Raw genomic sequence first — 13708 nt, 5'->3', positions numbered from 1 at the left:
AAGAGGTCTATCACCTAGACCTCTTATTCACTTGCTTTCATTAACTTCGAACGATATACAAGCACAAAAGCAAACAAGCGCTCTAATTGAGCGCTTGTTTGCTAAGAAAAGATAATATTTAAACTTTAATATTGATTATGCTGCCGACCATATCTGATGAGCTTTGTATCTCCTCTGCCGATGCTTGTGCATTAATCCCCGCTTGCGTGACATCGACTAATGCTTGGGTCGCACTAACTTGAGTCGTTCCATTATCAACAGTCGTGGTGCCTGACACGGTCTGGCTTGCACCAGCAACATCAATCGTGGCTTGAGTTAAGTCTGACTGAGCAGACTGAAAACCATTTTGGCCAGAGATAATACTCGGTGGGATCTGCATAACATCGCCCTTATTAAGAGGAACTTACTTGCTTAATTATTATCTAAAATTTATACAAAGTACAGTTGTAACCCCAAGTATCTCCTATCTCAAAAGTGTCGTTATACTGAGCAAGACTCACGTGTACGAATAGTGTTAGAATTAGCTAATACCCTTGCATAATGATAGACTTGTAGAATAAATGTGAGATCCTGCTTACAGGCGAGTAGAAGAGGATAATCTGAATGGAAAATGCAAAAATATTGGTCGTAGATGATGACCCAATCTGTTCAAGTCTCTTACTATCCATTCTAGGCGATGATTACCAAGTTACCACGGTAAACTCCGGTGCCGATGTGATTGATATTGCAAATATCCAGCGCCCGAACGTGATTTTTTTAGATATCATGATGCCTGGTAAAAATGGTTACCAAGTCCTGAAAGATCTAAAACAAGATCCACAAACCGCTAAGCTGCCAGTGATTATCGTCAGTGCACTTGCAGAGGAGTCCGATGAAAGCCTTGGACTAAGACTGGGCGCCGATGCTTATCTAGGAAAACCTATCAGCCCAACAGAAGTCTTTGCGATACTGAAAAAGTACCTGTAACAGATGTTTCAAGCTACTTAAGCGTAAAGACCAGCTCCAAACGAGTCAAAATTATTTGGGCTTGCTTTGTCCTGCACACATTCGTCCTTGCGCGCTATTGACTATCCATTTTTAATGGTACGAGCATTAGATTTACGCTCGCACATGGCAAGCGTAAATTTATGTCCATTAAACTCGTGCCTAGCACGCATACTCCCCCTAGCTACCATCCCGTTTCCCAGTCTTTCCAAACTGGATTTAAACCTCGCTCAAGCATCGCTTTGGCGACCACTTGCGGCGTTCGCTCATCGCTGATCTCAAACTGATCCAGTTCGGTATTGGGCTCAACATAACCACCTGGCTGAGTTGAGCTACCGGCACTAACATTGGTCACCCCCAGCGCAAACAAATTATCTCGAAGCTTTGGGCTTTCTCGGGTCGATAGGCTAATCTCCAGTTGTTGATTAAACAATCTAAAGGCGCAGATCATCTGCACTAGCCCTTTATCGGTTAGCTCCACTTTTGGCGATACGCCGCCCGTACAGGGCCTAAGCCTTGGCAGAGAAATACTGTAGCGGCTGCGCCAATAGGTTTTCTCTAAATAATCTAAGTGATGCCCCATTAACAGTGCATCTAAGCGCCAATCATCTAAGCCAAGCAACACACCCAAGCCAATCTTATCGACACCGGCTCTGGCGACCCTATCGGGGGACTCGAGTCGATAGTTAAAGTCTCTCTTCTTACCTCGAGTATGGTGCTCGCTATAGGTCTGAGGATTATAGGTTTCCTGATACAACATGACCGCATCGAGACCAGCCGCGACCAACTCTTTATAGTCACGCTCCTCAAGGGGCTGCACCTCCATCGCCACATGACTAAACTGCTCGGTGACTAGCGGTAAGATCTGCTTAAAATAGGGAACGCCAACTTTAGACTCATGTTCGCCTGAAACCAGTAGAATAGCATCATAACCCATCGCTTTGATTGGGCGTATCTCATTGGAAACATCATCACAAGATAAGGTCTTACGCTTAATTTTATTACTCATGGTAAAACCACAGTAATCACATTCATTGGCGCAGAGATTTGACAGATATAACGGAATATACATGCCGATACTCGCGCCAAAGCGCTGACGCGTTAGGCTAACGGCCTGCTGCGCCATCTGCTCAAGATAAGGTTCAGCCGCTGGCGACAAAAGCGCGAGCAAACTGTCTAAATCCCCCGATGGACGCTGCAAAGCCCGCTCAACATCGGTCGCGCTAGTGGAATACAACTTTAGTTGAAGCTCAGAGCGTGACAGCTTTTGAAATACTTGGACAAAGCTCATAACCACTCCCTCGAGGTTAAATAATTATGCATCATTTAAAAACCCCGTAAGCGGACTGGTATTGTGCGCTTGATGGCTAACAGCACCAAGCCCTGCCACATATGCCTGCCGCCCCGTGTTGACCGCTTGAGCAAAGCAGCGGCCCATAGCCACGGGATCTGAACTGCTGGCAATCGCGGTATTAACCAACACAGCATCGGCACCAAGTTCCATGGCATGAGTCGCTTGAGATGGTGCGCCAATTCCTGCATCGACAATCACTGGCACCTTGGCCTGTTCGATGATGATCTTTAAGAAAGGTTCACTCACTAAGCCTTGATTTGAGCCGATAGGACTGCCAAGGGGCATCACTGCTGCGCAGCCAACCTCTTCGAGTCTACGGCACAGCACAGGATCAGCATGGACATAGGGCAAGACCACATAACCTTGCTCACATAAAATACGCGCCGCCTCCAGGGTTTCGATGGGATCGGGCATCAGGTATTTTGGATCTGGATGGATCTCAAGTTTGACCCAGTTTGTACCTAACATTTCACGCGCAAGATGGGCTGCAAACAGCGCCTCTTTAACGTTACGCGCTCCTGCTGTGTTAGGTAGCAGTTTAACCCCGCTCTCTAGCAAAGGTTTGAGAATATTGTCACTACCAGTATCCAGATCCAGCCTTTTTACCGCCAAGGTCACTAATTGAGACTCAGAAGCTGCCACTGCTTCTAACATGGTCTGAGCCGTTGCAAATTTTCCGGTACCGGTAAATAGCCTAGATTGAAATTGATGATCGGCAATCGTTAACATATTAGCCTCCTGCAACAACTGAAAAAAGTTCTAGCTTATCGTTTGCCTGACAGATCTGACTCTGCCAACGACTATGGGGCACAACTTCACTATTGAGCGCAACTGCGACTGAATTAATATCGACGGCGCGGTTCTCACAATAACTTTCAATCACATTTTGCAGTCTTGCTTTATCCGCAATCTGTTTCACTTCATCATTTACAGTAATCGAGACACTGCCATTACCTTTATACATAGTCTTTCTCCGCTGACTGTAAGCCTGCTTGCCCAAGCTCTGAGCCCAGGTCTAACTCTTGTTCTGCAGCTTGCTTTAAGCCTGAACCTGAACCTGAGCCAGAACCTTCATCTAACCCCGCTGCCAACTTCTCCCTAAGCACTGGCGCTCTATCGCCTTCACCAGCGCCGCAAACACCACAAGCCTGATTGCGGGGCAAGTTAAGCTCACGCCAACTAAAGCGTTTACCATCAAATCTAAACAGCTTACCCACGGTCTGCTTATCGCCTAACAGCTGCTGCAGCGCCATTAGTGCCTGCATCGATGCTAACGTCCCGACCATGGGCCCTAAAATACCCACTGTTTGACAGCTTTGGCTCACTGACATTTCGGCAGGAAACAAGCAGTGATAACAGCCTGTGTTTGGATTGTATCGCTGGTCAATATTGAGCAGCTGTCCGTTAAAATGTGCCGCCGATGCCGACACAAGTGGGAGCTCACTTTTTATCGCAAACCGATTAATTCGCTGACGGGTGTCAAAATTATCGCTGCAATCGAGTAACAGATCATAACTCTTACTCGTCTCCCCAAGTACAGCCCCCATATTATCGTCCGTAAGAAATTCTCCTACCGCATCCACTTGGGTCTGCGGGTAGGCCAGACTTAGTTTGCGCCTCGCAACATCAACCTTGTTATAGCCTAGGTCGGCATCACTAAATAGCAGTTGCCTCGGTAAATTGGACAGCGCTATACAGTCACCATCGACAAGCGTAATCTTTCCTACGCCCGCAGCGGCAAGCTGTTGCGCAGCTAAGTTACCTAAGCCACCTACACCGATAATCACGACATGAGAATCGATAAATGCGAGTTGCCCTGTCTCGCCAACTTCAGGCAATAGCACTTGACGAGAGTAGCGGATAAAATCGCTATCACTGAGTGCCATAACTGGTGTCCTCTAGCCATGCGCTGTTGAGCGCCTGAAATGCTGCAGCGGGATCATCGGCTTCGCTCAATGCCCGCACCATAGCAATATCATCCACCCCAGTGGTCTTAACGCTTTGAAGACGCTCGGCATCGATACCGCCAATGGCGACGATAGGTAGCTCATCTTTCATCAGCGAAACATAACGCTTTAGCTTATTGAGCCCCTGAGGCAGAGATGGCATCTGCTTGGTGGTTGTCGCAAAGATATGGCCAAAGGCCATATAGGACGGCTGATGTTGCTTTGCCAGTAAAATCTCAAAGTAGCTATGGCTCGATAACCCAAGTGCTATGCCTGCTTCACGCAGCAAGCTTAGATTACTGTCTATCAAGTCTTCTTGGCCAAGGTGTACACCATAAGCCTGATGCTTAATTGCAAGCTGCCAGTGATCGTTAATAAACACCCGCGCTCTATAATCTCGGCCAAGCGCTATCGCTTTGATGATCTGCTCTTCAAGGGTTGGCTCATTCGTGTCTTTTATCCGCAGCTGAATGGTTTTAGCCCCCGCTTTGAGTAAGGCTTCGAGCAGCGCTATATCCGCCACAACCGGATACAAGCCTAAAGGTGTGTCTATCTTTATAAAACCTGCCTGCTTAGTTGCCGCGATTTGACGACAGTGACTCACTGAACTGGGTAGCGAGTCTTGGGCCGTGGTCTGTTTGATATAGGGAAATAAACTTAAGTCACTTGGCCAAGCCGTTCTGGCTAAACAGCCCGCTCCACAGCCAGGCTGATAGCTCGCTAAAAGTCCCGCACTAACATAGGCTTTGGCGACCACCACCGCATCGTTGAGTACAAAGCCGTGGGCCATCACAGCGGCAATGGCCGATGATAAGGTACAACCTGTACCATGGTTATTCTTGCTATCGATTCGCGGGCTGGATAACCAAAAACTTTGCTGCTGATGTTGACTCGATATACCTGCTACATCACTGCAAACGAGCAGGTCATTGGCTTGTTCATGGCACCAACTTGGGCCGTAATCACCGCCCTTTGCCAGTACAGAGGTCTCAAGCTGCTTAGATAGCAGCTTGGCTGCACTAATACAGTCCTCAAGCTTATCGAGTGTCTTACCCGCCAATGTTTGCAATTCACTAACATTAGGAGTGATTAATGCCAGTAAGCCTTTAAAGGGAGTAAAATCCAGAGCGGCTGCCTTAGCTAGAGCATCACCACAGGTTGCCACCATGACAGGATCTAAGATAACGGCTACCGATATGCCCTTTTGCTGCCAAACCTGTTGCTGCTGTTTAAGCCATCTGGCTAGGCATACTATTTGTGATTGTTCTGCAAGCAAACCGATTTTAATTGCTGCAGGCGTGAGATCGGCCGCTAAGGTATCGAGTTGAGATAGCAGCATCTTCTCAGATACCGACTCAACTAACGACACTGCAACAGAGCTTTGCGCCGTCACCGCGGTGATCACGCTGCAGCCATGACAATCTAAATCAGACAAGCTAGCCAGATCAGCCTGTATACCCGCACCGCCGCCACTATCTGAGCCCGCAATCGTCCATACGATAGGCCGACTTTCTATGGGAGTTTGATTAGCATTTATCATGACTAATCCTCTAACGCAGCATCAAGTTGCTTATCACTCGCTTCATGATAAAGCTCTGCTCCCTTGGCTTTAAACTCGGCTGACATCTGTGCCATTCCCCGCGCTCGTTGAGCGGATAAGCTTAGCTCTGAGGCTTGGTTCGTGTAGGAGTCATAGGCATCTGCCGACTCGATTTGGATAGCTTTAGCTTGCTCATCTCGCTCTTTGGCTGCGGCGTAATCCCGCACCTCTTGGGTGATCTTCATCGAGCAAAATTTTGGACCACACATGGAGCAGAAATGAGCGACTTTAGCCGACTCCTGCGGCAGAGACTCATCATGAAAAGCGCGCGCCGTTTCAGGATCTAAGCCTAAGTTATACTGATCTTCCCAGCGAAACTCGAAACGCGCCTTAGACAGTGCATTATCGCGGATCTGCGCGCTCGGATGGCCTTTCGCCACATCGCCTGCGTGCGCTGCAATCTTATAAGTAATGAGTCCTTGTTTTACATCTTCTTTGTTAGGCAGACCTAGATGCTCTTTTGGCGTCACATAACAGAGCATGGCACAACCATACCAAGCGATCATCGCGGCACCTATGCCCGACGTGAAATGATCGTAACCCGGCGCAATATCGGTCGTCTGCGGCCCTAATGTGTAAAATGGCGCCTCATCGCAGAGCTCAAGTTGTTTATCCATGTTCTCTTTAATGAGATTCATTGGAATATGACCAGGTCCTTCGATGATGGTCTGCACGTCATATTCCCAAGCAATTTTCACCAACTCACCTAAGGTTTCCAACTCAGCAAACTGCGCTTCATCGTTAGCATCGGCAATCGAGCCCGGACGCATCCCGTCCCCTAGTGACAGCGACACGTCATAGGCGGCGCAGATCTCACAGATCTCTCTGAAATGGGCATAGAGAAAGTTCTCTTTATGGTGCGACAGACACCATTTGGCCATGATAGAGCCGCCGCGCGAAACGATTCCGGTTAACCGTTTTGCCGTCATAGGTACATAACGCAGCAATACACCTGCATGAATAGTGAAGTAGTCGACCCCCTGCTCGGCTTGCTCTACCAAGGTGTCACGGAATGTCTGCCAATTAAGATCTTCTGCAACACCGTTAACTTTTTCAAGGGCTTGATAGATTGGCACAGTCCCGATTGGCACTGGAGAGTTACGAATAATCCACTCTCTAGTCTCGTGAATATAGCGACCCGTCGACAAGTCCATTACGGTGTCTGCGCCCCAGCGCGTCGACCATACTAGCTTCTCAACCTCCTCTTCAATGGATGAGGTCACCGCCGAATTTCCGATATTGGCATTCACTTTAACCAAGAAGTTACGGCCGATAATCATGGGTTCGGCTTCAGGGTGGTTAATATTCAGTGGGATAATCGCTCGGCCGCGGGCGACCTCTTGCCTAACGAACTCAGCTGTGATCGGCTCTCCAATCACAGCACCAAAACTTTCGCCGCAATCTTTTTGGGTCAAGATAGGATCACCCACCTCAGCCATCGCCATATTTTCACGAATGGCGATATACTCCATCTCAGGAGTGATGATCCCTTGGCGAGCATAATGAAGCTGGGTTACTCGCTTACCGGCTTTAGCGCGGCGCGGTGGGATCAGAGACTCAAATCTTAGATGATCTAACCCGTCATCGGCCAAACGCTGCTGAGTAAAGCCTGAGCTTGCACCTGCAAGTTGCTGCGTATCATCACGCTCTGTAATCCAGTTAGCACGTAGCTTATCTAGCCCTCGATGCACATCGATATTTGCATCGGGATCTGAGTAAGCTCCGGCGCAGTCATAGACTCTTAACGGAGGATTAGCTTCAAAAACTGGCTCATCTTCCGTACCGCCCACTAAGGTATCGGCTTGGTGGATCTGACGCATACCTACTTTGAGGTCGGCTCGACTTCCCTCAAGGTAAATTTTCTCAGAATTAGGGTGCTGTAGTGGCTTTAGGTTATCGATAAATTGTTGAGCTTGAGCTCGGGTTTCGCGACGATTTGACATTAGCAAACTCACTTTTTATAAGAAATGAAGTTGCTTGTCAGGAGAGATGAGAATGTGAAAGTTGAACGGATCCCTTAGCGAATAAACGCCAGTGACACGTAACTACCGAAATGCTGTTTTGAGCTTATTTAAAAGTCGTTTTATACAGTTATTTCGCTTGTTTCCTTCGCAGGTTCTAGCCTGATCAGGTTCAACGGATCCCGAATTAACGGTCTCAGCCATATGGCACTCCGACAAGATGAGCTGGCAGTATAGACCTATCGGCTTGTTGGATACAAGGCTCAAGTTATCAAAAGCAGTCAGAGTAGCCATCAAAAACAATGAAGCACAACACTTTGTATTTAAATCAAATAAAACTAGATAGCTGATTAAAGTAAAATTTAGATGAATATTTATCAACTAAGTTTTACTGTTTTATTGGTAACATGAGCTTTTCCAGCCGTGCAGCAATCGCATCATTGATCGCTTTTTTTACCTTATCTCCACCACAATTAAATGCATAACCGATATTTTCTGCATAGGGGTTTAGCTGGGTGGGTACCTTGACGATTCGATAGCAGGTATCACCGTGTCTCACGATGCGGTTAGGGTCTAGTCTGTGGTCTGTCGAAACCACTTTGCTGTACTCATCCACCTCAGGAAAAATCAGCTCCTGCATGTCAGCGTCCATCTCACTGAGTGAACGCTTTTGAGTATACCGCCTAGCCCTATCGACGATCAGTGTATCGAGTTGATTGGCTCTTTGCTTTTCTAAGTACGATTGAGTAAATCGGCTGACGTTAGGTCGATCACTCTCTTTGCTCGCATCGGTGAAATGAGACGCTTGCTCTTTTTTATCAGCCCTACGACTATTAGCCTGTATGCTAACCATCGGCCTTGTTTGTTGTTGAAGCTGTAATTGTGACGCGACAGATACGGCTTTTGGTTTACCCTTCGATTGGGGCGAGACAGCAATGGATTTCTGCTCAGTTGTCAACTCTTTGGCAAGCGTTGCGGCTAACTCTGATTGAGATTTTGATGCAGACAGAAGCTCTTGCTCAGACTCAGATTCTAGCGTCAGGGATGTTTGTGGCGCCTGATAAAGATAAGATTGAATTTTCACCGTCGGTGCATCTTTGAGCCTTGGCACTCTTGCCGACCACAACTGATTAATGAGCAGTATGCCAAGTAGATGCAATAACAGTACTAACATAGTCACAGGTAAGGCTTTGAATTGATGTGTGACTTTGTTATGACTTTGCAGTGTTTCGCTCGCCGTATTCACTTGAGTGAAGCTCTGTTTAAAATGACAATCCTGAGCGCCATAAAGCCCTGTAATCACATCATCTTTTATCAAGAGTGTTCTATGAGCGACAAAGCTGTTTATCATTGGCACATAAGGGCATAAATCATTTTCGACCTGCTGTTCAATTTCCTGTGCCTGCGGTCTAGCTAACCTCAATCGCTTCATTCCTTTATGTTGCGAACTCCTATCGTGACAACAGCTTAGAGCAAAAGCAGTTTACATTGGTTCAACATTATTTTAAGGCAAGTCGCTTCGACTATCTCTACACTGATTATTAAATGACCCCGAGTACTATGATTAACTAATTATGATTAACTAATATGACGAACAACTATGACTACTGACGAATGGAATATGTACATAAGGACTAATGTTAGCCTTAGTGCAAAGGACTCATACAAAGGGCTCATACAACTAGCTAGTGAAAACAGCCATCACTAAACACATCAAGCTTAGCGTACACGTGTTCGCTTAAACTGTGGCTTTTCCATTGAAAACTGTTAAACTGCCCTTAATTGTGGTCAAACCAGAAGTCTTTTATACGATGCCAGTAGAACAAGCGACAGTTTCAGACAATCAGCCAACTCAGCAAGAAGGCAAGCAGATCACATCTGCAAATTACTGTGTAAATGAAGAGCGGGCTAACAGCATTAGTCACGGAATTGGTGTGATTGCAGGGATCATAGGGCTGATTTTGTGCCTTATAAAAGGTTATGACCACCTAAGTTTTGTTCAGTTAACAGGTGTGGTTGTTTACTGCTGTAGCATTATTTTACTGTTTCTGTGCTCAACCCTCTATCACAGTGCTACCTCTCCTTTGTTAAAACATCAACTCAAGATTGCCGATCACTGCGCCATCTATCTGCTCATTGCAGGCACCTATACCCCGTTGATGCTGATCACCTTAAATAGTGGTGATGCCGATCGAGTGCTGTTGGCCATTTGGTCGCTAGCAATCGGTGGAATTTTATTTAAAACACTGTTTATTGGTCGTTTTAAGGCATTTAGTCTTGTGCTGTACTTAGTGATGGGCTGGCTATGTGTAACCGTTATGCAAGAGCTGATCGCTAATATGTCTGATTTGGGCTTTAACCTGTTACTTGCAGGCGGCTTATTTTACAGCCTAGGAGTGATTTTTTACGTCGCTAAACGTATTCCCTTCAATCACGCTATCTGGCATCTATTCGTCTTAGGGGGTGCGATATGCCATTTCCTATGTATCTACTTAACGGTGATTTGAGATTTTATCCATCTTCAAATGTAAAAAGGCACGTTAAGTGCCTTTTTATTATAGATTTTCCGTTAACAGCAATCTCTAAACAGGGTCACTGACAAAACTCCTGAAACGCTTCAGTTAATTGCGCAGCCTCATCAAGCATATTCGCTTGTTTAAACAACTCGATAATACACTCGAGTGTGCATAACCCTCCCTCGATTTGATTACGGCGCAAGCTAAACTGCGACTTAGGAGTTTCGGCTAGGGAAAACCATCTCGCAGTCTTCAAGTAGGGGCTTTGACGCAGCATCTTACGCGCTTCTTGCCAGGTCGCATCCAAAATCACTAAGGTTTTCGGTAGTGATGACAATTGCTCACCACAAAAAGATTGTTGCACTGTTTGGCTCAAATTCTCTTTAGAACGATCATCAGTCTCATCTTCTGGAAATAACAGTGCAGTCTCAGGATCTTCTAACTTCGCCAACAACTCTGGCGAAGGCGCCACCCGTGACCAGGTTATTCTTTGGCAATATTGTGGAAAATACTGAAGGGCAATATTGCCAGTATTGGTAGGACGGCTGGCTTCTCGCTCATGGGTTAGTAATATTACCTGCAATGGACGGACTCTTAATTTAACGACGGCCTGAGTATATACCGAAACGGACTTAAGCTGCAGCTGACAGACCCGATAAAGCCCAATGAACCATAAAAAAGCGCCCCTCATAAGAGGCGCGCTTCATTTTACAACTGTGATTTCATTTTAAGCCGTTAATGGCTTACGAGCAAAGGGGTTGTTTACTTGTACTTTTTAACTTTCTTCAGCGCGACCTGCTGCTTCAGCATCGAAAGATGATCGGTAAACACGATACCATTAAGGTGATCCATCTCATGCTGTAACACAATCGCGAGGAACTCATCGGTATCGATTTCGAATGCTTTACCGTGACGATCCAGTGCCGTCACCTTCACGCCTTCGTGGCGATTCACTTTAGCGCGATAACCTGGAATTGATAGACAACCCTCTTCGCCTTGGTATTCACCACGAGACTCAACAATCTCAGGATTAATCAGTACCATTGGCTGATCGCGTTCATCAGATAGGTCGATAACCAAGATAGCGTGCTGGCTACCAACCTGAGTTGCTGCTAGGCCGATACCGTCATCGGTGTCATACATAGTCTCAATCAGATCATCGATAAAACCTTGAACAGACTCAATATCTGTAACAGCAACCGCTTTGCGTTTTAGGCGCTCATCGGGGATCGTTAAAATGTCTAACACTGCCATATTATTATCACACTAAAAGTAAACTAAAAAATTTCGCGCTATTATGACCGAATCAAGCGCAAAGGCAACTCTAACAGGAATTTAACTCTCACCTCCCTGTACTTATACCTCGACTTTCCCTTGTTATGGCACTCTTTGGCAATAATTCAGCACTTTTTACTGCACTTTATTACTGAACTACTTTTTGCGTTACTTACTCCGATAATCCGCTTCTATTTTGAACAATAAGCTCCACTTTCTCATAACATGTGTTAGCATAATTCAAAATGTATAAAATATACGGATAATAATATGACCCCAGCAGGACGCACTGCGCTACCCCCTACATTCTTTGTTGCCAATACCATGGAGATCTTTGAGCGCCTTGCCTGGTATGGATTTTTTGCTCTCTCTTCTCTCTATATGACCTCACCGCAAAATCAAGGTGGCTTAGGCTTCTCCGAGCAAGAGCGTGGTTTACTTCAGGGTATGATCCCCTTCTTTCTCTACCTATTCCCAGTATTAACTGGTGCCCTTGCTGACCGTTATGGTTACCGGAAGATGTTCCTCGTCGCCTACGCCATCATGTGCCCAAGTTATTATTTACTTGGGCAAGTCGATACCTTTATGGGATTCTTTGTCGCCTTTATGGGGGTGGCTGTGGGCGCCGCCTGCTTTAAACCCGTTGTCACAGGCACTGTGGCACGGACAACCGATGAGACCAACCGTGGTTTAGGCTTCGGGATCTTCTATATGATGGTCAATATTGGTGGTTTCTTAGGGCCATTTATCGCAGGTTATGTCAGAGCCATCAGCTGGGATTGGGTCTTTATCATGTCAGCGTTTTGGATTGCGGTGAACTTCATCCCAGCTTACTTCTTCTATAAAGAGCCTACGGATCAGAATCAACAAAAAGGTAAACCCCTTAAAGCGGTATTCCAAGATATCCAGGAAGTATTAGGCAATGCCCGCTTTGCTATCTTGTTTTTCGGCACCTTAATTATCTTAATGTCTTACGGTGCGAAATGGATTTCAGGGCAAACCACATTAATCACCTATGCCGTTTGGTTCAGCGCTCATCTCATCTGGGATAAGCTCGCCTCCTCTAAGAAACAAGCCCCTTGGTACGCTCAAAAGATCAGCCTAGGAAATAAACCCTTCGTGATCTACCTACTTATCCTATCTGGCATGTGGATGGTCTATCAACAGATCTTTATCACCCTGCCTATCTATATTCGTGACTTTGTCGACACCTCAGATCTGGTCTTGATGCTTGCAGGCCACCCTGATCTGCTGCAGTTCTTTGCGCCTGTAGATTTAGGTCTGTTGCAGGCAGAGTTGACCCGCTTAAGCCTTGAGGTAAACGCCGGAACACTCAATGTGAAACAAGCTTATTTTGAATTGGTTCATACTAAGGTGATGGTACCGACAGCTGAGATCAGTCAAGCCTTTGCAGCTATCGCACAAACGCCAGCGGCTGCGGCTCAATACGCACAGAGTTGGGCTAGTGAGTATCGCCAGATTAACCCTGAGTACCTCATTGGACTTAACTTCCTATCCATTGTATTGATGCAGTTGATGATCAGTCGTTTTGTCGAGCGCTTCCAGGCCCTGCCAGTCCTAGTGGGTGGCACCATTATCCTCGCGCTAGGTACCGCCATTGGCGGCATAGCTCACGGTGCTATCATGGGCGGCACTATGGTATTAACCTCCATTTTGGTCTTCTCCGTTGGCGAGATGGTAGCTTCACCTAAAAGCCAAGAGTATGTCGCGAGCTTCGCACCACATGATAAAAAAGCCATGTTTATGGGTTATTACTTCGTTTCTTCAGCAATAGGCTTTTTGCTTGCCGGTCCACTATCGGGTTACCTATATGCAGAGGTGGCCAAAGGTGCCGGTCGCCCAGATATGATGTGGTACATCATTGGCGGCTTTGGTCTATTAACAGCGTTTGGTCTAGTGATGTTCCACAAGTTTGGTACTACGCCACAGGCAGATAATGAAGCCGAAACGCCACTTGCTCAGGCAAGCTAAGCGACTTTAATAAGATATATCTGACTTGATAAAACAGGTCTAGTGAAAAGGAACATGCCCGTGTACTCAGTTACATGGGC

General features: G+C 46.4%; 13 protein-coding genes and 1 riboswitch. Of the genes, 3 read left to right on the top strand and 10 right to left on the bottom strand.

The annotated features are described in order from the left end of the window. Positions 1-118 precede the first annotated feature (118 nt). Positions 119-379, bottom strand: coding sequence for a chemotaxis protein (locus JMA39_RS02440; protein ID WP_202720235.1), 261 nt, complete (start codon positions 377-379; stop codon positions 119-121). A 224-nt stretch (positions 380-603) separates the two neighbouring features. On the opposite strand from JMA39_RS02440, the gene JMA39_RS02435 reads away from it, so the two are divergent. Beyond that, a complete protein-coding gene (locus JMA39_RS02435; protein ID WP_202720234.1) occupies positions 604-966 on the top strand; it encodes a response regulator in 363 nt (120 codons plus the stop codon). Positions 967-1168: 202 nt separating this feature from the next. Here JMA39_RS02435 and thiH read toward each other — a convergent pair whose 3' ends face one another. The 7 genes from thiH to JMA39_RS02400 form a co-directional block, all read right to left on the bottom strand. Beyond that, positions 1169-2275 (bottom strand): 2-iminoacetate synthase ThiH, encoded by a 1107-nt coding sequence (gene thiH, locus JMA39_RS02430; protein WP_202720233.1) that lies wholly within the window; start codon positions 2273-2275, stop codon positions 1169-1171. Positions 2276-2299: 24 nt separating this feature from the next. After that, on the bottom strand, positions 2300-3067 hold the full coding sequence (locus JMA39_RS02425) for a thiazole synthase (protein ID WP_202720232.1): 768 nt from the start codon (positions 3065-3067) through the stop codon (positions 2300-2302). Between the two features lies 1 nt (position 3068). Then, positions 3069-3302, bottom strand: a complete 234-nt coding sequence (thiS, locus tag JMA39_RS02420) for a sulfur carrier protein ThiS (RefSeq protein ID WP_202720231.1) — start codon at positions 3300-3302, stop codon at positions 3069-3071. After that, a complete protein-coding gene (locus JMA39_RS02415; protein WP_202720230.1) occupies positions 3295-4224 on the bottom strand; it encodes a HesA/MoeB/ThiF family protein in 930 nt (309 codons plus the stop codon). The genes thiS and JMA39_RS02415 overlap by 8 nt, the downstream gene beginning before the upstream one ends. Further along, positions 4211-5824 (bottom strand): thiamine phosphate synthase, encoded by a 1614-nt coding sequence (gene thiE / locus JMA39_RS02410; RefSeq protein ID WP_202720229.1) that lies wholly within the window; start codon positions 5822-5824, stop codon positions 4211-4213. Before thiE ends, JMA39_RS02415 begins: the two co-directional genes overlap by 14 nt. A 2-nt stretch (positions 5825-5826) precedes the next feature. Then, positions 5827-7827 carry a phosphomethylpyrimidine synthase ThiC gene (gene thiC, locus JMA39_RS02405; protein ID WP_237732542.1) on the bottom strand — a complete coding sequence of 667 codons (2001 nt, stop codon included), beginning with the start codon at positions 7825-7827 and terminating at the stop codon, positions 5827-5829. 144 nt (positions 7828-7971) lie between these two features. Next, a riboswitch (TPP riboswitch) is annotated at positions 7972-8070 on the bottom strand. Between the two features lie 163 nt (positions 8071-8233). After that, a complete protein-coding gene (locus JMA39_RS02400; RefSeq protein ID WP_202720228.1) occupies positions 8234-9268 on the bottom strand; it encodes a hypothetical protein in 1035 nt (344 codons plus the stop codon). A 388-nt stretch (positions 9269-9656) separates the two neighbouring features. Between JMA39_RS02400 and trhA the strand changes: the two genes are divergently transcribed. Next, complete coding sequence (gene trhA, locus JMA39_RS02395) at positions 9657-10352, top strand: PAQR family membrane homeostasis protein TrhA (RefSeq protein ID WP_202720359.1); 696 nt, start codon at positions 9657-9659, stop codon at positions 10350-10352. An 85-nt stretch (positions 10353-10437) separates the two neighbouring features. On the opposite strand, the gene JMA39_RS02390 is transcribed toward trhA, so the two are convergent. Beyond that, a complete protein-coding gene (locus tag JMA39_RS02390) occupies positions 10438-11052 on the bottom strand; it encodes a tRNA-uridine aminocarboxypropyltransferase (protein WP_202720227.1) in 615 nt (204 codons plus the stop codon). A gap of 71 nt (positions 11053-11123) precedes the next feature. Continuing rightward, positions 11124-11615 carry a peptide deformylase gene (gene def / locus JMA39_RS02385; protein WP_202720226.1) on the bottom strand — a complete coding sequence of 164 codons (492 nt, stop codon included), beginning with the start codon at positions 11613-11615 and terminating at the stop codon, positions 11124-11126. Positions 11616-11906: 291 nt separating this feature from the next. Between def and JMA39_RS02380 the strand changes: the two genes are divergently transcribed. Further along, a complete protein-coding gene (locus JMA39_RS02380) occupies positions 11907-13628 on the top strand; it encodes an MFS transporter (RefSeq protein WP_202720225.1) in 1722 nt (573 codons plus the stop codon). Positions 13629-13708: the final 80 nt, after the last annotated feature.

The organism is Shewanella schlegeliana (assembly GCF_016765635.1).
Classification (GTDB): domain Bacteria; phylum Pseudomonadota; class Gammaproteobacteria; order Enterobacterales; family Shewanellaceae; genus Shewanella; species Shewanella schlegeliana.
Note: the sequence above shows the minus strand (reverse complement) of the source record. Positions and strands in the feature narration are given on the sequence as shown.